Here is a 22,529-nt window from a genome sequence, read left to right as displayed (position 1 = left end):
TATATTTTTAACCACTCTTAAAAGTTTTCCAAAATAAAAATTTTAATAAAACTTTTCATTATAAAATTTGCAGATGAAATATTTTTACAATACCTTTGCATCGGTCTTAAAAAAAGGCTTTATCTCGGATATTTTCACGCAAACAAATTGCCAAAATTATGATACAGATTGTTGAGAAACGCGACGGTAGGGTTGTCGGATATAATGAAGACAAAATCAAGGCGGCCATAAGAAAGGCCATGATCGCCACCGAACGTGGCGAGGACGAAAGTCTCATTCAAAAGATAACCGACCGTATCGGAATGAACGGTTCGCATCGCATGACTGTGGAGCAGATTCAGGATTCCGTGGAATTCGAACTGATGAAATCCGCACGTAAGGATGTAGCCAAGAAATATATCGCATACCGCGACCAACGTTCTATTGCCCGACAGGCAAAGACCCGCGACATGTTCCTGGAAATAATCGAAGCGAAGAACAACGACATAACCCGCGAGAATGCCAATATGAACACGGATTCTCCTGCCGGTATGATGATGAAGTTCGCTTCCGAAACTACCAAACCGTTCGTTGACGACTACCTTCTTTCCAACACTGTAAAGAATGCGGTAAAAAACAACTATATCCATATCCACGACAAGGATTATTACCCAACAAAGAGCCTCACTTGCGTGCAGCACCCTCTCAACCGTATCCTGGAGAACGGGTTTGTGGCAGGTCATGGCGAATCGCGCCCGGCAAAGAGAATCGAGACGGCAAGCGTGATAGCCTGCATATCGCTCGAGACGGCTCAGAATGAGATGCACGGCGGACAGGCTATCCCGGCTCTCGATTTCTATCTTGCCCCTTACGTAAGGGCAAGTTTCATTGAGGAGGTAGACAATCTCCAGCAACTCGTCGATAAGGATCTCTCCCACCTGAAGGAGGCACAATTTAAAGATTATATTAAAAAACCGCTTGACGGTCTGGAGGGGGATGAACGCTATCTGCAACATGCAATCAACAAGACTGTAGGAAGAGTGCATCAGTCGATGGAGGCTTTCATCCACAATATGAATACGATACATTCTCGTGGTGGTAACCAGGTGGTTTTCTCCTCCGTAAACTACGGCACCGATACGTCTGCCGAAGGTCGTTGCGTGATACGTGAGATGCTCAACTCCACCTACGAAGGTGTCGGGAATGGCGCGACTGCAATCTTCCCCATACAGATATGGAAAAAGAAACGTGGAGTAAGCTATCTTCCAGAGGATCCTAACTACGACCTATATAAAATGGCCTGCAAGGTGACTGCCCGCCGCTTCTTCCCCAACTTCCTCAATCTTGACGCATCCTATAATCAGCATGAGCTATGGAGAGAAGACGACCCTTTGCGCTATCAATATGAGGTGGCAACCATGGGATGCCGCACACGCGTATTTGAGAACAGATATGGCGAGAAGACTTCCGTAGGGCGAGGCAACCTCTCTTTCACCACTGTCAATATCGTGCGCATAGCCATTGAGGTGATGAATATTAAGAATCAGGAGGAGAGAATCAACAAGTTTTTTGAGAAACTGGAGAAGGTGCTTGACATCACTGCCCTACAGCTTGAGGAACGATTCCAGTTCCAGAAGACAGCCCTTGCAAAGCAATTCCCTCTCGTGATGAGCGTGCTTTGGAATCATGCAAACGGGCTAAAACCTAACGACACTATCGAACCGGTGATAAATCAGGGCACCCTCGGCATTGGGTTCATCGGATTGGCAGAGTGTCTTATCGCCCTCATCGGCAAGCATCACGGTGAATCTGACGAGGCACAGCAACTCGGTCTGAAGATAGTCACCTTCTTCCGCGACAAGGTTAACGGCTATTGCGACAAGTACGGACATAATTATTCCGTCCTTGCAACTCCGGCAGAGGGTCTTTCCGGAAAATTCACGAAAGTTGACAGGAAAGTGTTCGGCGTGATACCGGGCGTTACCGACAAGGATTATTACACCAACTCCAACCATGTGCCGGTGTATTACCATTGCTCTCCGCGCCACAAGGCCAAAATTGAGGCTCCCTATCATGACCTCACTCGCGGCGGACACATCTTCTATGTGGAGATTGACGGTGATGCCACTCATAATGAGGAGGCTATCATGCAGATCGTCGATATGATGGATAAGTATAACATCGGATACGGCTCTGTCAACCACAACCGTAACCATTGCCCGAAATGCGGTTATGAGAATGCCGACAAGAATCAGACGGTATGCCCGAAATGCGGAGTGAAATTTGAGACTATACAGCGTATCACGGGTTATCTCGTCGGCACTACCGACCGTTGGAACTCCGGCAAACTTGCCGAGCTTAATGACCGTGTGGTGCATGAATAATCTAACTCAGACAAAATGCCACAATCTGACAACATCGTTTTCAACGTACTCTCAATAATGCGCGGAACCACGGTCGACGGACCGGGGTTCCGCACATCCATTTATCTTGCCGGATGCAATCACCGTTGCCCCGGTTGCCACAATCCATCCTCTTGGAACAAAACCGGAGGGACACCGACAACACTTTCCAAGATTCTCGATATCGTAGAGGAGGAGGATTTCAACGTTACCTTATCGGGTGGGGACCCGCTTTGTAATCCAAAATCAACGAAATTTCTTATTGACGCCCTAAAGAGAAACGGCAGAAACGTATGGGTCTACACCGGCTATACATGGGAGGAGATAATTGCCACTCCCCTCCTCACCGACACAATCCGCAATGCTGACGTAGTGGTGGAAGGTCCCTTCATCATGGCGCAAAAAGATCCCGACCTCCTATTTCGCGGCTCCGCCAACCAACGGATCATCGACATTCAGGAATCCCTTGCATCCTCCAAAATAATATTATGGCAATAAGATATACTACGATTCACCAGTATCTTGTTTCAAGGTATTCAGCAAGTTCCGGATATTTCGACATAATTGGAGACAATAACTTTTTCGGGTCAATTATTTCATATTTAGACTGATCTGTCAGACAATAACGCCATGTGTCTTCCATACCCAGTCCAGAGACTTTGTATGGGTAACGATGATCATTACGAAGCAATGCTACATTAGTATCCGGTATCACATGAATGTGCAAATAGTCATCAGCTTTAAGTATCTCCATATCTTTATGTAACACTACCTGTTCAGACCACAAGGTCTGCCGCATTAATTGATAGAAAGGCTCTTGATAGTAAATCTTAAAGTCAGGTAGTGTTTTCAACTGCTTTGAATCAGTAATTAACTGATTGTATCTTGCCTTACGTGTCTCACCCTTGTTTCCTGCGGACTTGTCTTCAGTGCCGTAATGCTCAGTGTATTTCCATTCAATAGGAATCAGCCATACTTTATCATTCTTATCAACTGCAAGAATCAACGCATCGACAGATGTGCAGTTTGAACCTCTGGTTGAAGCCTCCTCATTCAAGTGATCGGCTGAACTTACAACTTCAAATGCTATATATTGTGGATTTTTGTCGCATCTTATTGGAAGCACCTCCTTGAAATTATCCCGAACCCCATTTAGGATTGCCAAAACCGAATCCTTATCATTCATTATTGGGAATAAATGATTCAGGCAAGCCATCTGAGAAGACAAAATGTGTCCTGTCGGAGAGTAACCACCCCACCATGATATATGATTATCTGAAAAGTATCTTTCTACTTCGTTTACAGGCGGGAACAAGTTGTTTTCCCCTTTTGCTAAAACAAAAGGATAATTCTTTCCCATGAACTTGCCATTACCATTATCATTTCTGAACACATCCGAACCGATAAGAGCCTGTTGCTTGTCTCGCTGAGATAAATAGTATCCGTTACTCATATTTCCTTAATTAGTAGATTTTAATATAGTTTAGTTTGTTTATAGTCATACTATCTTTACGCGGTTCAATTCTACAGCCCGATCGAAATCATCGTTTCTTCTAGCCATCAGTTCTTGTAGGGTAATAATGTTTGTTCTCATGTCAGCTCGTGTGTATAATCTGAATATTCAATGTAATGGTCATCAAGGACATTGCTTAGGATTCCTACGAGTGAATCAATGCAGTAGTCCTCTATGAGGTAGTCATAGCCATTGTCTTTCATATAGTCTTTATCGACATATTCTATAAGTCCGAAAAGACTCATCTTGAACTCGTACTCTCCGATATGAGGGCGGTCGTAAAGACAAGCCTTTATTTGAGCGGCAAGATCATACCCTCTTTTAAGGACATATCCGAGATCAAGGAGTTTCTGTTTCTTACTGATATCATTGAACTCGTCAGCAAAACCATCGAAATATGTTCTTATAGAGTGTGGCAATTCAATTGCACCTCGATAGCCTTCATAGGTCCGCTCGTTGTATTTTACCGCATTAAACATATCTATTGTTATTTTTAAAGATTACTAATTTAAGGTTTATAGTTTATGGTTTATGGTTTATGGTTTATGGTTTATGGTTTATAATCATTAAATTTTGTATAATGAAAAGATTCGTGGATTTTCGTGAATCTTAAACCTTAAACTATAAACTTTAAACCACTGAAGTGCAGCTTGCGAAACTTCAGTTACTAAGCACTACTCCCGCAAAGTTACATATTTTTTTGAGATTACATACCGCTGACAGACCGATATTCACATCCATAGACTCCTGTTTACATGATATATGAAACAATATGTCTAAATTTGCAATTCATTTCTTTCATATTTCAAATTTCATATTTTTCATAACCTACATGACAGAGTTGTTAAATCATATCGGGAAATTAATGTGTGCTGGTGCTGTTGTTGTCACCATGCAGTCTTGTGATAAAAACGACAACACTTCTGATGATAACCACAGAACACCGGAGTATTCCCTTCCGGCTCGTAACCCGTGGCTGGCACAGGAACATTACAGTCTGACCCATTTCAATTCCGCACAGACTGACGTATTCCCCTTTGCCGTCAAAGATGGAACCACAACCGTAGACCTCAAAAAAGCTCCGGGATATGCCTCTGGTCCGATCAACCTTGTGACTCTCGCATCTCCGGATCCAAATTACATGTGGGGAATGTCAACCGACAGGGTGACGTATATCAACATTGCCGGAGGTGGCTTTGAAAAGGTAGCTGAATGTCCGCTTCCCGGAATGACTCCGCGCACCGTTGAGGAGATTGACCGCCTTACTGCCCCATACACCTCATACAACGAATGTGAGAAAGTGGCGAAATCAATTCTCGGTCCCGTACCACAGACAATCATGATGAGCGGCAACTACGTGATGTGCGACAAAGACAACTACGCCTACGCAAATGCCGTGACCACCCTCCTACGTTTTAAACTGAAGAATGCCGCCAATCCCAAAGAGGGTATTGAAATTGATGCGTCACTTGACATGACACCATGGATCAACGGCTCGTTCACACTAATGGCAGTAAGCATGACTTACGACGGCTACCTTGTAGTGGCAGGTCGCCGCACGATATGCATCGTTGACCGCACCTTGACAAACGTGATTGACACATACGACTTTCCTGCTGATCAAGACCTTAGCAATTCAATATGCGTGGATGATAAGAATGGCATATACGTAGCGACCAACAACATAAAGGATAGCGGCAAAGGCTTGATGCAGAAAATCGTATGGACCGGCACGAAACTTTCCGGTGATGAAGCCGACGGAGCATGGCAGGCAAGCTATGACGGCGGACCGATGGCACCTGCCATTAAAATGGGATATGGCACCGGTTCCACCCCTACACTTATGGGGTTCGGTGATGATGAGGATAAGTTGGTGGTCATTACAGATGGCGCGAAGCAAATGAAGATAGTGGCGTTCTGGCGTGATGAGATACCGGCTGATTCAAAACCGGCAGATCCCTCCAATCCCCGTATTGCCGATAGCCGCACAGTCACGTGCGGTCTGAATGGTGCCGAATGGGTACAGTCCGAGCAATCCGTCGTTTGTGCCGGCTACGGGGCATTCGTCGTGAACAACGTCAGAAGGATGGAAGAGACCATCAACGACAAGATTCCGGGAGTGCTCAGTGTCGGTCCGATACTTGAGCCGGCATACGGTGTGGAACGGCTGCAATGGGACACCGCCAACAACCGTTGGGAGACACTATGGACACGAGCCGACATAAATTCACCGAGTATGATACCTTGCATGAGCACTGCCTCCGGCATGGTATTCGTCAACAGCTACAACAAAGGTACCGGATGGGAAATCACGGGACTTGACTGGGAAAGCGGAGCCACGCGCCACCGCGTCATATTCGGCGACACCAATCTCGGCAACGGAGCCCACGCCATAATCCAATACCTCCCCGACGGCGACCTACTCTTCAACTCCGTCTACGGTCCCCGCCGCATCCGCCTCTAACCCATCCACACAATCCCTCTTAATAGCTGTACCGTATTGTGAATATATGGGATATTGATGAGCCGCTGACCCTGTAAAAGTCAGTGGCTCTCTTTTTTAATGCGGCGTCGGTAATTGATGTAGCTGTCAATACAAATGAATAGGATGAGTATTGAGCCGCTTAGTTCAAACCATGCAGATCCGGATTTCGGTGAGATTATGACTTCCCATACCCTGCTGATGACACATACTGTTCCTATTACAATACATATTGCCGATATGTTTCTCTTTACTCTATCGCTTATCATAGTCTCTTATATTCCAATTACATTTACAATTTTTGGAACTTAATTTATATTAAATCTCAGGAGTTCTGTATTGATGTAAGAGATGTAATCCACTGTCTGAATAATGGGCATTTCTCCATTATTCTGCTTAATCCGGTTTCTACTGCTATATAATTACCATATAACACTTTATCATATCCCGGTATTGCTTTGGTCAGACGTTTTGACGGAGCTAATGATGGTCGTGAATTAATTTCTTCGGGATTTGAAAATTCGCGATTGGCATCCTCAAGAATCGAGAAGTTCATCTCGCTTTTATCAAAATTATCCTTGAATACGTTTATATCGCTAAATAGAAGACTCTCAAACTCATGTATCTGCATATATGGGATAAAGCGTGGAGCCAAAACCGGGGAGATGTCAGCTTTCATTCTGTCGCATAAGAATTGAAATCTGTCGGTCAATGATAATATATCCTTACTTTCTATCCAACCAGGAAAATTGTAACTGTCTTTGATTCCGTAATAATCCACAAGCATAGAGACGTTAGCATCTCCTTCATGAAGATGCGTCTCAATCTGACGTTTTATGGCTTGCCATGGCACAATTCCTCCATTGGATTTTTTTATTAGGGGAGCCTCCACATATATATCCGATTTAAGCAATATCGGGGCAAGCATCTCCAAACAAAATTCATTCTCCGTAGGACCCTCACATACTATAATCAATCTTTTCATATTGGTTGTCCTCCTTTCATGATTCTTTGTTTCCACAAATCGCCTAAAGTATAGTCGTTAAGCCATTGGCTCAGTTCGTCGGCATCCAAACGCTTTATTTGAGATATTCCACCACGCTGATCCACTGTAAGTATATCTGATGGTTGAAAATTACTGATAAGTTCGGCATTTTGAGTAGCAGCAATCACTTGCGTACCTCTGTTTGCCGCCATCTTTATCAATCCTGCCAATTTCTCAATAGCAACAGGATGCAATCCCAATTCGGGTTCGTCAATCACAATTACTTTGGGAAGATTTGGCTGCATGAAAAGCACAGTTAATGCTATAAATCTGATAGTGCCATCAGAAAGATCATTTGGTCCATAGATAACCTCAGAAAATTTATCTCTCCATTGAAGCCTTACGTCTCCGCTTTCATTTGGTATAAGATAAAAGTCGTGAAAGAAAGGTGCAACCGATTGTATAACACGCACTATACGCTTATAAACCATAGGATACTTATTCATAATCCCATACAGGAATGCTGCCAAGTTATCACCTTTGGAATATAAGAGGTAGGAATCATTTACTATATTTGATACTCCCGTAAAAGGAGATGTACGTCCGGTGTCATGAAAATGAAATTTCTTAATCTGAGACATATATTTCTTAATATAATCGTCTCTTGTCATTCCATGATATTCCCTTAAAGCAGTCTCATTTTTATAATTCGCAATACAATTATAGGTCCACTGTTCCGGGGATAACTCATAGCCCAACCTTTCATTCTCCACAATCAATTTGCCATCTGATTCCATCAAATCCAAGGCATAGGATGTATTGCCATCCCTGGTTTCAATAGAGATTCGGTCAGTAACTTTCCTTCCATTATGAAGCAGTTTGTCCACTCCTCCAGATTGAGCGACGCTTCTTGCAAGAAAGCCTTCGTAGGCATTACCCAATAGTTCAAATAGGGATAGAAAGTTACTCTTTCCCGCACCATTCGATCCAATCAAAATATTGATTGGATTAAGGCGTACTGTGATATCCTTAAAAGACTTATATCCTTTTATTGAAATTGAATACATAATCAGATTTACTAATTGTTGATCCCTTTTATTCCATTACAATTTTGCAAATATGCATAGTAGATGAGGATGTGCAAATGTAAGAATTTTATCCTCATAAAACAATACTTTTTGTGTAAATATGGATATTTACGATAATTTGGACAACTCTAATGCTCCTATCTCGCCAGGATGTGCGCAAAAGTTAGGTTTTGAACAAATTTTGGGGATTTTGCGTTTTTGGTATATCCTTACACTATTATTGCTGACTCGTCGGGGATTGGTTTCTTACAATTTTATGATGTTGTTTAATTGAGGTTGTATGACTTCGTTTGAGGTTGCATGACTTCGTTCTTAAAAGTTTTTTATTATGTTGGAAATCGGATTACTCGTCTTAATTATTGGAGCCATTATTAAGATATGGATAAAATTGAGCCATTATCAGGAAGTCAGAGAAATGGCTCCGCAACCGGTCAGCTGCCGGAGTGCCTCTATAAAGTTTTTACGTGCAAGCCAACGTCTCGCCTCTATGGAATCTTCTGTCATGCTTTCCATAGGTATTATCCTTGTGCTTATTTATGGAGTATTCAATTGATACTAATAAAAGTTGTATAAACTTAAAAAAGTCAGAAGGCAGAGAAAATCACTCTGACTTCTGACTTTTTTATTTTGAGGTGTAGGATAACTCCGATACTGTTTACTCAGCCTTTTCGGTATCCTCCGCTGCTTCAGTTTTCTCCTCCTCTTCAGCGAATTTGGTCATGCCTGCCTCTACGAGGATATTATACCATGTGAAGAGTTTCTTGATGTCGTTGTCATACACACGCTCCTTGTCGAAATCCGGAATAACTGCCTCAAATTCGGCACGGAGACCACCATCTGAGATAAGTTTCTTAACATCGATTGTCTTCCCTTCATTACGAGCATATACAAGATCAAGGATCTCTCCGAGCGGCTTGTCGCCGGAATCTGTATACATTGCGATGTCGCCGAGCGACACCACCTTATCGCGTGACTGCGCGGCGAAACGTTTTTTTGACTTCAGTTCCTCCACTATAAGATTTCTGTTGCCGTGCGACACAATACGGAATAAGCCCGGTTTTCCGGTTATTGCTAAAATCTCTCTAAGCATATCTGTTTCTATTCTTTATTTTCAGTTGCCATATCCATAAAGATCGGATCCGGCGAGCTGTATATTATTTATATTTCTCCAACAATGAATCTATCTGTCTGAGCAATGACACCTCTCCCCCATTGTCAAGCACCGACAGACGCTCCTTAGGGAGCTGACCGAACTCTTGCGACTGACTCGCAATTCTCCGGCGGATAGCACCCTCTTCCAATCCATTCCTCTCCTTTACCCGTCTTATCCTGACATCCTCCGGCGCATCTACAAGCCACACCTCATCACAATCCTCATCAAGCCGGCTGGTGGAGAGTATTGCAGATTCCACAAACGCCGGATAACGCTGCTGCATCCCGGTCCATCTCATAAGGTCTCTTCTTACAGCTGAATGAACTATGCCATTAACTCCACGCCTTATCTCATCATCAGAGAAGAGCCTACGCGACATCTCACCCCTGTCGAGCTTCCCATCGGCAGAATATATCGAATCGCCGAGCAACGACTTCAATCCGGAAATGACTTCCGCATCAGTATCCATCAGGCGTTTCGCCTCACTATCGCAATCATACACGGGATACCCTCTATGACGCAATATCCGCGACACGACACTCTTTCCTGCGCCTATGCCGCCTGTAATACCTATAAGCCGTTTGCCTCGCATGATCCTTAATATCAATTCTTGACTATGGTGTATTCCACACTATCCCTGAGAAGACACATATTTAGAAAACGGTCGGGATGACGGACAATCTCTACCGGCAATCGGGTTGAACCGGTCTGGCGGATATCATTATAGTCCGTCTGAAGTTCTATGAGAGGATCATCATCATCGTTAAACCGACTCATAGCCACATAGTATTGCACTTTCACTTTTGAAGGGAAGAGCAACAGACTCTCCCCTTCCGGCACGTTGACCGGAGTGATCGTTATCAATGCCTCTTTCTTGACCAGCGGCTCTATAGGCACCGTGACCTTCACCTGCGAAGGGAGCACACGTGCATCCTTCACCCGCTTGAGATCAACGTCGATGGTTGTGGTTTCCGACAGATCCTTCAGATCAAGTCTCTCCGTCACCACCCTGTGTATCGTATCGAGCACCGACTGCTCACCATATACAAGCACGTTAGTTGGAGACGTCTTAAGATTCCCTTCCATGATGCTTCCCGATGCCGGCATAATAATGGCATCCACCACTACCGGCACACGTTTGCCCCGGTTGGTGGTGTACACCAGACGGAGGGAGTCGAGGGATACGGCTGTGATCTGCGCTGACGCTCCGAACACGCTTTTCAACGATGCCATCACGTCGCCTTTCGTGAAACGAAGCACGCCGTTGTCGCCATATTCCTTGAAGTTAATCTGCATCGTGGGTGTACGCATAAATCCGTTGCGCCATAGGTTCGTGCCCTTGTCGCGGACGCTGACATGGACTTTCTCCGGGATATCCGATATGAACGTGACCGTGTCGGGCACGTTGGTCAACTGGAGCCTTACGTTGAAATTGCTCTGTGCGCTGTCGTTGAGCGCAAGGATAAGCCAGAACAACGCGCTGACGGCAACAAACTCAAGAAACAGCATCACGTTGTGAAACCCGGACGACGCCTTAAGGAGCCTCCACCGATTCTTTATTTGTTCCGGATTTATTCTCATCGCCCTATATAAAAAATTGCCGGCGGCTTAATCCCAGCCTCCGGCATTATCTTTTTCAGATTATTATCACTTCTTTTCCGAGGAATTCTCTGATGCCGGAAAAACAGATGTCTTGTCTACCTTAAGGCTGACGCCGGGAGCCACCTCAATGAGGATCGTGTTTTCCGAAATATCTTTGATTTTCCCGTGGATACCACCAGCTGTGATTACCTTGTCGCCATTCTGCATGGCATCGCGGGCCTTCTTGATCTCTTTCTGCTTCTTTGACTGCGGACGGATCATGAAGAAATAGAAGATGGCTATCATCGCCACAATCATGATGATTCCGCTGAGACTTCCACCTTGGGCCTGTGCTTGAAGAAGAAGTGTAGAATTGAGTAGATTCATTCTTTATTATTTCTTTTAGTTACGTTTTGTTAATGCTACAAAGTTAGCATCTTTTACGCGCTTTTCCAAATGAAGTGGGGCGAAACTTCAAGTCAACAAGGGAATTTTTATTATGCCTCTCCCTTATTTCTGGATTTTACCCTCCTCGCGCAGTTTGTTGGTGATGGAATATAGCAGACCGTTGACAAATGCGCCACTCTTCGATGTGCTGTAGCTTTTGGCAATTTCGATATATTCGTTGATACTTACCACCAATGGAATCTTCGGGAAATTGATTATCTCCGAAAGGGCTGTCATCGTCACGACTACATCCATGAATGCCAGACGATCCGTATCCCATTTATCGCTTGACACGGAGTCATCGATATATCTGCGATAGACGTCCTTATTCTTAACCACATCCATAAACAGTTTCTTGCCAAAGGCGGCATCCTCCTCATCCTTATACATCGGAAGGACAGGATGGGCATCGGGACGTGCATCTTCGAACCGCTTTATAGTCTTTATCGCAAACGTGCTGATTATGTCGAGGTCATCGTTCCAGAATACCGATTTTGTCTCAAGTGCATCAAGGAAATTCTCATCATTGAGGATGACATGCTTCATGATGTCGCGCCAAAACTCGCAATCGGTATGGAAATCCGTGGCAGGGAAACGCATGTACTCATCGTATATGTCTGACTGCATCACAGCCTTCAGCAATGATTCAAGCAGCTGGGGATCTTCCTTCATCCACGACAGTTCATTCTCCTCCACGTAGGCAAGCATGTCGGGATCCTCACGCAAGGCAGCCACAAGACCATTCTCCACGAAACGCATGTTGGGATTAAGATCCTCAGCTGTAGGCACAAACTTATTGCGGTTATCCTCAATCTGATTCTCGCGCAGGTTTACAAGCTCCACAGGGAGAAGGAGAAGACGGAAATATAGCTCACGGGCGCGGTCCATGCTGTAGGCAAGGGTATTGACGGCATCGCTGATATTGTCGCGTGAAGCGTAGAAATTCTTAAACGTCTCAGCCATCATACCCTTCATGCGCTCCACGCCACGCAGAGTGAAATTCTCTCGTGTGGTGAAAGCGTTGTTCAACGCCGGATTGACCGATATGATGAGATTGAAGATATTCTCCCATACGGTGTCGTCTTCCGTATCGTCTGCCTTCTTCTGGAAATTCTTATATATGCCGCTCTCTTTCACAAGCTCAGCCAACGGCTCCACCAGACGCTCAAACGGGAATATCTCATTACGGAATTTCTGCTGCAAGGATTTGATCTTATCGTCTGCAAGCAGTTTCTTTATGAAACGTGTGTCATGCAACGGTAAATAACCGCCACGTTTCTCTATTCTTTCTGAAATCTTTATCATCAGCACAAGCATATCCAGATAAAGACTGTAGGCGAATCTCTTCTCCTTGGTCGGGGATGTGGGCTGTGATTCCAACATGAAACGGTTATCTGTCAAAAGGTAGGAATAAAGCAGCTGCACCACCTTTATTCTTATCAACACACGATTTATCATAACTCTTTATGCTCTTTCATTTATTTGGTGACGACACATTATATGCCGTTACGTTTTGCAAAATTAGCCTAAATGGATGGATTGACCAAATTTAATTGAAATTTATTATCCAAATTCCTTCTTACGATCCGCATCCATCCGCGACATCTCTCTGATATTTAATCCGTTTATATTATCTCCGAATTTATAGTCATTGTTTTGAAAATCCGGATGCCAAACGCTGACGCACCGCCTCATACAGAATCACGCCTGCCGCCACCGACACGTTGAGCGACCCGATGTTACCCAGGATAGGTATTGCCGCAAGCCTGTCGCACTGGCGCAGCACCTCCGGGGATATGCCGGTATCTTCCGATCCCATGACTATCGCCACAGGCACGGTGTAGTCGGCATCTATATAGCTCTGCGCACCCTTCTCCGAGGCTCCGACCACGAGATAGCCGTTCTCCTTGAGTTTCTTCACTGCTGTCAGCGTGTCGCGCTCACGACATACCGGCACATAGAACAATGCCCCTGCCGACGCCTTGACTGCATCCGACGTCACGGAGGCACTACCCCTCTCCGGCACCACTATGAAATCAACTCCGGCACAATCTGCGCTTCTCGCTATAGCTCCGAAATTGCGGGCATCGGTCACTCCGTCGAGCACGAGGGCAAACGGAATCTTACCATCCTCATAGAGTTGCGGGATTATGTTGTCAAGACGATGATAGCCCACCGGCGACAACTGTGCTATCGCTCCCTGATGATTCTTCATCGTGATGCGGTTGAGTCGCTCAAGCGGAACGCGCTGCACGACTATATCATACTCCCTGACCTTATCCAGGAGCTCCTTGGCAAGTTCGCCTCCGAGATCCCGGCGGATCAATACTTTGTCAATGGTTTTACCTGATTCTATTGCCTCAAGTATGGCACGTATGCCGAATATATAATCATTCTTTTCCATCTTTCTTTATTTTTGCTCTTTCCCTACGTTTTTAAGGAGAGTGCGTGCGTTAAGGAGTGCGGCATCGTTGATTGTCTTACCCGACAACATAGCGGCGAGTTCCCTGATACGCTCCTCCTTGTCGAGCATCCTGACGTGCGACACCGTGCGCGTCTCGTTGTCAGTCTTATACACCTTGAAATGGCTGTCGCCCTTTGACGCCACTTGCGGCAGATGCGTTATCGCAAGCACCTGCATCTCCCTTCCCATGCGGCGCATCATATCGCCCATCTTGTCGGCGATCTCCCCCGACACTCCCGTGTCGACCTCATCGAATATGACCGTCGGAAGGTTCATGCACTTTGCCATTATTGATTTAAGGCTAAGCATCAGACGCGCCAGCTCACCTCCGGACGCCACTTTCCCCATCGACTGCATCTCATGGTTCTTATTGAAGCTGCATATAAAATCGGCTGTGTCCTGACCGTCGGCAGTCAGCTTCCCTTGCGTCAGCGCGACGCTGAACCGCAGATTTTGCAGACCGAGCGGACGGGCAGTCTCCGTGATGAGTTCGCTGAGCCGGACGGATGCCTCCTGCCGTATGCCGGTAAGTTCCAATGCAAGAGTCTTCAGATCCTTGGCAAGCGTGCGTGCCTGCTTCTCCATCTCCTCGAGATCACCATCGCCATTGTCGATTGAGTCAAGTTTTCCCCTAAGCTCCGCATGGAGAGCCACAAGACCATCCTCATCCATCACCTTGAACCGCTTTATGGCATCGTATATCTGGTTCATCCTTGCCGTCACTTTCGCAAGACGACCCGGATCGGAATCCACACGCTCGAGATAGTCATAGACAGTCTCGGTGATATCCTTCAGTTCTATCCTTAGATTTTCAAGACGCTCCGCAAGCTCCTCCTCCACTTTATCGCCGAATATGTCGAGATTCACCTTTAATATTGACTCCGTGGCTTCAGCAAGGAGTGCGTTTATACTCCTGTCGCCACTCTCGAAGCAATTATAGGCGTAGCCGAGATCCTCGCGGATCTGATCGGAATCGCTGAGCATATCAAACTCCTGCTCCACCTGCCGCAGCTCACCCTTACGGGGCTTGAGCTTGTCAAGCTGCTCCAACTGGAAGACTATAAACTCCCGATTCTCCTTATTCTTGGCTATCTGCTCCTTTATGCGTTTTATCTTGCTGCGCAATGCGACGTATTCAGAAAACTCCCTACGGTAACGCCCCAGCAATTCAGCATCGCCGGCGAATGAATCTATTATCGACAGATGGCTGGAGGATTGCGACAACACCATGTTGCTGTGTTGCGAATGTATGTCGATAAGATTCGACGTGATTGACGACAATACGGGCAATGTCACAGGAGTGTCGTTGACAAACGCACGCGAACGCCCGGAGGCAGAGATTTCCCGTCGGGCTATCAATTCCGCACTGTTCCATTCGATACCATTGTCGGTCAGAAGTTTCGACAACTCCGGAGAGGGGGATGAGAAGGTCGCCTCTATCACTGATTTTCGGCTCTTGTCGGATATAGCCTTTGTCTCCGCCCTCTCTCCGAGAAGCAGCGACAAGGCATCAAGCATGATTGATTTGCCCGCACCCGTCTCTCCCGTCACGATTGTCAGTCCGGGAGTGAACTTAAGATTCAGATCATCAATCAATGCGTAATTCTTTATAATCAGACTTTCAAGCATCTTCTATTCTTTATGGGGGATCAGTTGTTTTCCTCCGGTTTCCTGATTTTTTCAAGCCGCTCCATATCGGTGGGATAAATTGGCCGCAACAATTCGTAGACCTTTTCCCGCTCCGACTGGGGTGCCTTGGAGTAGAGATTGACAAGCTCGTCGAGTTTAGCATCGCGAAACATCGAGAGAGCCACCGACATAGGCGCATGCTTGTAGACCTCCGCTATTGCCTGAAGGGATTCAGTGATTGCCGCCCGCCCCTTGTCAGGACTTGTAGCCATCTCATCGAGCCCCTTGCGGTAATATTGGTAGCTCATGTCGCGGATCGCCGAAGTGTTGGAATCCATGAATGAACTTAGTACCGCACTTCGGTTCTTAGTGTCTTCAAACGTGCGCCACCCTATCTCTCCGCTTGATTGCGCAAGCTGCACCACCGACGCAGCCTTATCAAAGTATGGCTGTCCGCCTTTCGGAGAGAAGCTGTCGAAGTCAAGTGCGAGAAAAAGATAGGCATAATAGTTTAGCAGACCGATGAGATTATTCTCCCAACTGCTGTCGTTGAATATCAGCGGATCGCCCTCCCTATAGTCAAACTCCACTTTCGTATCCTTGAAATTGAGGAGCGTCGTGGTATAGGTGCTGTTGTAGACCGGACGTATGAGCTGCACCTGAATATCACCTTTTATCTTGTCGTCGGCATACTCCTTCACGGTAAGAAAGAAATTGCATTCTATCTTCTCATTTGGAGAGAAGACGGCATTTGTCCATTTCGTCTCGTTCAGATATTCGATAATGCTCTGCTGTAGCGATTCGAATACGCTTTTGCTTGTGCCCTCGATCGCGCTGCTGTTGACCTCAACAGTGCATCTAAGTTCCTGGGCTGCACAGAAAGGCACAAGGGCAATCATCATTACTACCGACACCAACATTCTCCTGAACGCTGCAATTACAGTTGCACTCCTCAACGACTGACTGATAAACCTCATAATCGGATAGTCAAGACTTGGCAGTGATTGTGTCTACAATGTCGGCAGCCACTTCGCGCTTACTCTTGGTGCCGAATGAGATACGTTCTCCCGACGAGGAGAGTATCGTCACTTTATTAGTATCTTTCATGAAACCAGCCCCGGGGTCGCGGAGCGAGTTAAGCACAATCCAGTCAAGATTCTTTCTGCGCAGTTTCCCAATCGCATTCTCCTCCTCATGGTCAGTCTCAAGGGCAAAGCCCACAAGCACCTGTCCCTCGTGTTTCGCTTCCCCAAGGGTGGCGGCGATATCGGGGTTCTTCACAAGACGCAATATCATGCCGTCGGTGCCCTCGCGCTTTATCTTTTTCTCTGCCACGGTTTCAGGCGCATAGTCGGCTACAGCTGCTGCAAGCACCACGTAGTCTGCATCCTTCGCCACCTTCTTACATGCGTCGCACATCTCGCGTGCACTTGTGACGTCGATTCTTCTGACGTTATCATCCTTCAGCGACAGGCTTACCGGACCGGCTACAAGAGTGACCTCCGCTCCACGCGATGCAAATTCCTCGGCTATGGCAAACCCCATCTTCCCACTTGAATAATTACCGATGAATCTCACGGGATCAATATTCTCGTAGGTGGGTCCGGCTGTGACAAGCACCCTCTGCCCTTTCAGACTTTGGCATGAACTGAAATAGCGTTCGGCTGCCTCCACTATCATCTCCGGCTCCTCCATACGTCCTTTGCCGGAGAGTCCGCTCGCCAGCTCTCCGCTTCCAGGCTCAACGATTATCACTCCGTCTCTCTTCAATGCCGCGACATTCCGCTGAGTCGACGGATGACGCCACATGTCGAGATCCATAGCAGGAGCCACCATCACTTGCTCCTTTGCGGAAAGATACGTGGTGATAAGCATATTGTCGGCTATTCCGTTGGCCATCTTGCCTATCGTGCTGGCAGTCGCAGGCGCAACGATCATAAGATCCGCCCATAGTCCGAGATCCACATGACTGTGCCATTCGCCGGTATTGGCGGCAAAAAATTCGCTCACCACCGGTTTGCCGCTCAATGCTGCCAACGTGGCAGGCGTGATAAACTCCTTGCCATTGGGAGTGATCACCACCTGCACCTCCGCACCTTTCTTTATGAGCAATCTCAGGAGATATGCCGACTTATAGGCGGCTATACCTCCCGATATGCCAAGAACGATATGTTTACCTTTCAGCATTATTTATTCTTCTCGCGTTGTTCCTGTGTGTATTTATATTTCAACTGCATGAGCACGTCTTTCGTATTCTTTGGGAAATCTCCCTGCATGACCCAGTCAAAGAACGACGGTTCGCGACGAAGCACGTCTTTCACAGCCTTACCCTTATGCTTACCGAAGTTGAACACGGGCACGTCGTTGTCGTCAAGCACTATGCGTGCGGCAAGATCAAGGTTCTTCCCTATCGTGGAGAATTTTGCAAGAAATTCCACGTTGTTCTCCAGCTCCGGATAGCGTTCAAGCTGACCGAGAAGCACCTCATACGTTGCCTGTGTGTCGGCAAGCGCACTGTGGGCATCCTCAAGGTTGGCTCCGCAATAGAATTTATAGGCAGCGACAAGAGTGCGCTGCTCCATCTTGTGGAAGATGTTCTGGACGTCGATAAACCGACGACCCGATATGTCGAAGTTTATGCCGCAACGCCCGAATTCCTCCATAAGCACAGGCACATCAAACTTATTACTGTTGTAGCCCGCTATGTCGCAACCCTCGAAGATAGTGAGCAGCGATTTTGCTATCTGACGGAATGTAGGCTCGTCTGCCACGTCTGCATCCGTGATATGATGTATGGCGGTGCTTGCCGCCGGTATCGGCATCTCCGGATTGATGCGGCGGGTGCGTTCCTCTTTCGTGCCGTCGGGATAAACCTTGATATACGACATTTCCACGATTCTGTCGTGAGTGACATTGGTGCCTGTCGTCTCAAGATCAAAGAATATTATCGGGCGTTCAAGGTTCAGTTTTTTTGTCTGTTCCATTTCAATATATAGTTTCTCATTCCAGCACCTGCATAGGCATCTGGATTGTCACTAAATTCTGATTTTTCTCCTGTTCAAGCGGGGCAAAAATGCCGGGACGTGCAGGATCAGAGAGCTGCACCACGACAGATTCACCACCAAGGTTACTCAATATCTCCACGGTGAACTGTGCATTGAAGCCGATGACCATATCATTGCCCTGATATTCACACATGATCTGTTCACGTGCAGACGTGCCGTAGTCAAGATCCTGCGCAGCCAGCTTGACGCCTGACTGGTTGACCTCCATCTTTACCAGGTTCGACGCCTTGCTTGCGAAGATTGCCACACGGCGCATGGCATTCAGGAATGCCTCACGGTCTATTGTCAGAGTGAAGGGATTGGAGGTAGGTATCACGCGGTTATAGTTGGGATAGTTACCTTTTATGAATCGGCATGTGAGTGAATATGCACCGAACTCGAATTTCGCGCCTTTTGAGCCAAGGGTCATCACCACGTCGCTCTCCTCCTTACCAAGGATACCTTTAAGGATATTGGCGGGTTTGGCAGGCATGATGAAACCTCTCTCGATGCCGGGATTCACCTCCATATTGATATAGCGCACCAGTTTGTGGGTGTCGCTCGCCACGAATGTGATATCGCCTTCATGAATATCCCAATATATACCGGTCATCATCGGACGGATTGTCTCTGTACTCACCGCATAGATAGTTTTCTCAATACCCTTCAGTATCACAGATGATGGTATTGTGAGCACCATTGCATCGGCATCTGCCGCATCCCCCTTGGGAAATTCATCGGCATTGATTCCCATGAACCGGAAGCTACCGTTGAGGAATTCCACCTCAATCTCGCCTGTAGATTCATTATAGTTGAATGTGAGCGGCTGGTTGCTGATCTCTTTTGTTATTTCAAGCAGGCTCTTTGCAGGGACAGCCACAGAGCCGTCGCCGTCGGAATCCATGACCTCCACTCGGGCTGTCACTATATTTTCCTGGTCGCTACCCGTAATGGTCAGTTTGTCTCCTTCAAGTTCAAACAAGAAGTTGTCGAGAATGGAGAGTGCATTCTTTGCGTTGATTACTTTGTTGACTGCCTGAAGCTGCTGCTGAAACAGTTTTCCGTCGATATTGAACCTCATATATCTTTATTATAAACAGGTGGTTTTTGTCTTATTCTATTGCATTAGGCACCATCCTCGGGATTGACCTCTCTTCTCATACAGCTGAAAAATGAAATTTCCCGACACGGCACACCAAAGGCTGAATGCAAATTTAGTCATTTTTTTTGACATTCCCCCTTAGTAATCGCAAAAAAATAACTTGTGAGAATCTTGCAATCATAGCTTCGAAAGCTCATCTATTAATGCCGGTCGTCGTGGTGTACGGGATTTTTGCTCAATCACTATTTTATCAGCCTCTGATTTTCCTCCATATTTGATCAAATTTCGCAAAAGACCAACTCCTTCCCTGTATGAGTTCCGATCGGATGCTTGCTTGAAATAATGTCTGACAGCAGCCGTATAAATACTGATTATCTCATCTTTATTCAAGGCAATCACTTCCTCAGGCGCATCATCAATATTACGTACGTATGGATTCCTACGAAGATATTCCATATACTTGTCCCACATCTTCTCCTGCGTGTAAATGAATAACAAACGGATATAGTCTTTCTTCCCGTTGGCTTCGCTTATCAAAGTTTCAACGTATTTTCCCCATTGACCGCATGGTGTCAGAGTTTTCATCTGAGAATACATGTTTTCCTTCGAAAATTCTTTTTCTTCCCATCCATAGCCTCTGAAGAAGAAATATCGGGCAAGTTGTATCGCATTGGCGTTATTCCCAATCTTGCAGTAAACCTTATATTCCCATTTATGCCAGTCAGAAACAAGTCCCGTCCATTTGGCATCATGATTTACACCCTCATTTGCAAGACGAAGCACCTCATCATAGTTCTCCTCATCCCAAGCCATCTGTAACAACCTTTTGCGAAAATCCGGATTACCTGCATTGTCATACATGAATTGACGTTGCTCTTCAGGAGTGCTTTGCTTCGATATTATTTTAAGTTTGTATTTCTGTGCAGTCTGAGAACTATATCTTGCACTCCAGTCGTCTCCATCCGGTTTGATTTCATCAAGTGCTTTTACAACGTGACTTTTCTTTTCTGGGGTATCGGCAAGCTGGACAGCCATCTCAATCCAATCCCACCACCAGTCCCAGCCTTTGAGATCCTTTTCGTTGAAACGCTGCAATGCCAACTCAAAGATTTGATTTTTTATATCGTTTGGCAAAGATTCCTTATCGCAAAGTTGATGCCATTTTTCAAAGCATTCGCTTACTATCGCCCCAAGTTCACCGGCACTATCATCTCCACAATTGAGAATATCTTCACCTACCGCTCCCACTCCTGTAAGAATAGCTATCACCACTTCCCATTGTTGATTCTTTATCGCTTCGTCAGCCTCATCAAAAATTCTGGAAACTTCTCGATTGAAATCAAATGTGTCGTGATACTCTATATATCCGTCTCGCCCGCCATAATCCTCTATCAAATCTTCCACACGGGAAGTATATGTATTCGGATTCGGCTTGAACAATGTTCCGGCTCCGAGAGCAAGGAATCTTTCCCGGAATTGTACATCATTTACACACTCTTTCCTTATAAAGTCTGCAAGTTGTTGCTTGTCAAGTTCTGACAATAGCAATTCAATATTATCAGTTTTCATTTTTGCCTTCGTTAATTTTTTATTTATAACACTCCACCGACCAGATTTAGTAGAACCTTCACGCGAAAGTTTACCGAACCATTAGTATTGAGAATCGCGCATGCCGAATGCATACCGCTTCAGTCTCCGGTTATACGGGCATTCCTGACAATTGTCTGCATCTCTCGGAATATTCTTTCTGCTTCGTTTTTATCGATACCGGCTTTCACGGCGGCTATAATGACATCCGCATCAGTAGGATCGATACTATTATTAACGGAAGTGGTTCGGTATCCGTTGATGCCATCACTGGGCAGTAGGTCGTAGGCTGGCGTAAAATGCCATTTCCCTCCATGATAGACAAAAGAGAAGTTCTTTGCATGATCATCTCTATTGTCTATCAGATAATTAAAAACCATCAGGCGATACACCTTCATCATATCCGCCATGTCTTTAGTCAATGCATAGCACACCCGGAATATATGGGAATAATCAATGCTCGGAATCCTGTATATGGTTTTCCAAGAAATGCTCCCGTCTTCAACGGCAGCTCAAATGGGGATATGGAAAAACCGGAATTCAACCAATTCCCATCATATTCAAAAACACACTGACCTTTATCTGACAATGCAAGCCTGCCTACGAGGGCTCCTTTGTATATTACCTCTACCCTTCCTATACTGTTCATCTCTCTTTTCCTCTTTTGCGTTTGCGAATCTTGCTTTCATTTAGAACCTCATCTATCGACTGATATTGACGACGTGCGAACAGCGCGTCGAAATCGGAAAGCGCATCAAGTGCAAATCCTATGCGCAGCAACACTTTCAATGAAATCTCCCCCGTATGTTCAAATCTCCGATAGGTGGCATATTTAACTCCGGCTCTTGACGCCAACCCCTCCTGCGTCAGATTCATCTCAAGACGACGCGCCTTAACACGCGAACATATCTGCTGCGCAATCTCCGGAGGCGTGAATATATTAATTGCTATCATATTATCAATTGACCCCTATTTTAAGCATTAACTAATAAAATATTATCAATTGTAAAGTTATAAAAATTACGTCAACTTTCCAAAAATCGCATAAAAAAAATCCGTCGCAAACATGCGGC

23 protein-coding genes are annotated in these 22,529 nt (G+C 45.8%); 3 read left to right on the top strand and 20 right to left on the bottom strand.

The genetic code is table 11. The annotated features are described in order from the left end of the window. Nucleotides 1-158 precede the first annotated feature (158 nt). Both E5331_RS10145 and nrdG read left to right on the top strand, forming a co-directional pair. Nucleotides 159-2,363: an anaerobic ribonucleoside triphosphate reductase gene (locus E5331_RS10145; protein ID WP_123483963.1), complete on the top strand. Its 2,205-nt coding sequence runs from the start codon at nt 159-161 to the stop codon at nt 2,361-2,363. A gap of 15 nt (nt 2,364-2,378) precedes the next feature. After that, complete coding sequence (nrdG, locus tag E5331_RS10140) at nt 2,379-2,879, top strand: anaerobic ribonucleoside-triphosphate reductase activating protein (RefSeq protein ID WP_123483962.1); 501 nt, start codon at nt 2,379-2,381, stop codon at nt 2,877-2,879. 13 nt (nt 2,880-2,892) lie between these two features. On the opposite strand, the gene E5331_RS10135 is transcribed toward nrdG, so the two are convergent. Together E5331_RS10135 and E5331_RS10130 are read right to left on the bottom strand one after the other, a co-directional pair. Beyond that, on the bottom strand, nt 2,893-3,834 hold the full coding sequence (locus tag E5331_RS10135) for a PGN_0703 family putative restriction endonuclease (protein WP_123483961.1): 942 nt from the start codon (nt 3,832-3,834) through the stop codon (nt 2,893-2,895). A gap of 137 nt (nt 3,835-3,971) precedes the next feature. Further along, nucleotides 3,972-4,373, bottom strand: a complete 402-nt coding sequence (locus tag E5331_RS10130) for a hypothetical protein (RefSeq protein ID WP_123483960.1) — start codon at nt 4,371-4,373, stop codon at nt 3,972-3,974. A gap of 353 nt (nt 4,374-4,726) precedes the next feature. Here E5331_RS10130 and E5331_RS10125 point away from each other — a divergent pair, with 353 nt between their 5' ends. Beyond that, a complete protein-coding gene (locus tag E5331_RS10125; protein WP_275441162.1) occupies nt 4,727-6,358 on the top strand; it encodes a hypothetical protein in 1,632 nt (543 codons plus the stop codon). A gap of 80 nt (nt 6,359-6,438) precedes the next feature. On the opposite strand, the gene E5331_RS10120 is transcribed toward E5331_RS10125, so the two are convergent. The 18 genes from E5331_RS10120 to E5331_RS10040 all read right to left on the bottom strand — a co-directional run bounded on the left by E5331_RS10120 (nt 6,439) and on the right by E5331_RS10040 (nt 22,410). Further along, nucleotides 6,439-6,645, bottom strand: a complete 207-nt coding sequence (locus tag E5331_RS10120) for a hypothetical protein (RefSeq protein ID WP_135984605.1) — start codon at nt 6,643-6,645, stop codon at nt 6,439-6,441. A 56-nt stretch (nt 6,646-6,701) separates the two neighbouring features. Continuing rightward, nucleotides 6,702-7,361, bottom strand: coding sequence for a DUF4276 family protein (locus tag E5331_RS10115; protein WP_123483959.1), 660 nt, complete (start codon nt 7,359-7,361; stop codon nt 6,702-6,704). Next, on the bottom strand, nt 7,358-8,428 hold the full coding sequence (locus E5331_RS10110) for an AAA family ATPase (RefSeq protein ID WP_123483958.1): 1,071 nt from the start codon (nt 8,426-8,428) through the stop codon (nt 7,358-7,360). Before E5331_RS10110 ends, E5331_RS10115 begins: the two co-directional genes overlap by 4 nt. Nucleotides 8,429-9,104: 676 nt before the next feature. Beyond that, a complete protein-coding gene (locus E5331_RS10105) occupies nt 9,105-9,539 on the bottom strand; it encodes a DUF5606 family protein (protein WP_123483957.1) in 435 nt (144 codons plus the stop codon). 64 nt (nt 9,540-9,603) lie between these two features. Further along, on the bottom strand, nt 9,604-10,194 hold the full coding sequence (coaE, locus tag E5331_RS10100) for a dephospho-CoA kinase (RefSeq protein WP_123483956.1): 591 nt from the start codon (nt 10,192-10,194) through the stop codon (nt 9,604-9,606). 11 nt (nt 10,195-10,205) lie between these two features. Beyond that, a complete protein-coding gene (locus tag E5331_RS10095; protein WP_123483955.1) occupies nt 10,206-11,183 on the bottom strand; it encodes a CdaR family protein in 978 nt (325 codons plus the stop codon). A gap of 66 nt (nt 11,184-11,249) precedes the next feature. Next, a complete protein-coding gene (yajC, locus tag E5331_RS10090; RefSeq protein WP_123483954.1) occupies nt 11,250-11,570 on the bottom strand; it encodes a preprotein translocase subunit YajC in 321 nt (106 codons plus the stop codon). A 123-nt stretch (nt 11,571-11,693) separates the two neighbouring features. Further along, entirely contained in the window at nt 11,694-13,076 is a 1,383-nt protein-coding gene (locus E5331_RS10085; protein ID WP_168355201.1) for a transcription antitermination protein NusB, read from the bottom strand. Between the two features lie 202 nt (nt 13,077-13,278). Then, the gene (rlmB, locus tag E5331_RS10080; protein WP_123483952.1) at nt 13,279-14,034 is read right to left on the bottom strand and encodes a 23S rRNA (guanosine(2251)-2'-O)-methyltransferase RlmB; all 756 of its coding nucleotides are present in this window, start codon (nt 14,032-14,034) and stop codon (nt 13,279-13,281) included. 6 nt (nt 14,035-14,040) lie between these two features. Further along, nucleotides 14,041-15,723: a DNA repair protein RecN gene (recN, locus tag E5331_RS10075; RefSeq protein WP_123483951.1), complete on the bottom strand. Its 1,683-nt coding sequence runs from the start codon at nt 15,721-15,723 to the stop codon at nt 14,041-14,043. A 20-nt stretch (nt 15,724-15,743) separates the two neighbouring features. After that, nucleotides 15,744-16,700: a type IX secretion system protein PorD gene (gene porD / locus E5331_RS10070; RefSeq protein ID WP_275441161.1), complete on the bottom strand. Its 957-nt coding sequence runs from the start codon at nt 16,698-16,700 to the stop codon at nt 15,744-15,746. 10 nt (nt 16,701-16,710) lie between these two features. Continuing rightward, nucleotides 16,711-17,913: a bifunctional phosphopantothenoylcysteine decarboxylase/phosphopantothenate--cysteine ligase CoaBC gene (coaBC, locus tag E5331_RS10065; protein ID WP_123483949.1), complete on the bottom strand. Its 1,203-nt coding sequence runs from the start codon at nt 17,911-17,913 to the stop codon at nt 16,711-16,713. Continuing rightward, nucleotides 17,910-18,707, bottom strand: a complete 798-nt coding sequence (locus E5331_RS10060) for a 3'-5' exonuclease (RefSeq protein WP_123483948.1) — start codon at nt 18,705-18,707, stop codon at nt 17,910-17,912. Before E5331_RS10060 ends, coaBC begins: the two co-directional genes overlap by 4 nt. 16 nt (nt 18,708-18,723) lie before the next feature. Further along, on the bottom strand, nt 18,724-19,848 hold the full coding sequence (gene dnaN / locus E5331_RS10055; RefSeq protein ID WP_123483947.1) for a DNA polymerase III subunit beta: 1,125 nt from the start codon (nt 19,846-19,848) through the stop codon (nt 18,724-18,726). 198 nt (nt 19,849-20,046) lie between these two features. Continuing rightward, nucleotides 20,047-21,438, bottom strand: coding sequence for a hypothetical protein (locus tag E5331_RS10050; protein WP_123483946.1), 1,392 nt, complete (start codon nt 21,436-21,438; stop codon nt 20,047-20,049). Nucleotides 21,439-21,557: 119 nt separating this feature from the next. Beyond that, nucleotides 21,558-21,890 (bottom strand): HipA domain-containing protein, encoded by a 333-nt coding sequence (locus E5331_RS20695; RefSeq protein WP_420813768.1) that lies wholly within the window; start codon nt 21,888-21,890, stop codon nt 21,558-21,560. Beyond that, a complete protein-coding gene (locus tag E5331_RS20690) occupies nt 21,875-22,105 on the bottom strand; it encodes a HipA N-terminal domain-containing protein (RefSeq protein ID WP_275441159.1) in 231 nt (76 codons plus the stop codon). Before E5331_RS20690 ends, E5331_RS20695 begins: the two co-directional genes overlap by 16 nt. Further along, nucleotides 22,102-22,410 carry a helix-turn-helix domain-containing protein gene (locus E5331_RS10040; RefSeq protein WP_420813767.1) on the bottom strand — a complete coding sequence of 103 codons (309 nt, stop codon included), beginning with the start codon at nt 22,408-22,410 and terminating at the stop codon, nt 22,102-22,104. The genes E5331_RS20690 and E5331_RS10040 overlap by 4 nt, the downstream gene beginning before the upstream one ends. Nucleotides 22,411-22,529 lie beyond the last annotated feature (119 nt).

Source organism: Lepagella muris (assembly GCF_004793975.1).
In the GTDB taxonomy this organism is placed as follows: Bacteria; Bacteroidota; Bacteroidia; order Bacteroidales; family Muribaculaceae; genus Lepagella; species Lepagella muris.
The sequence above is the reverse complement of the archived record's forward strand: the minus strand, read 5'-3'. Positions and strand labels throughout refer to the sequence as shown.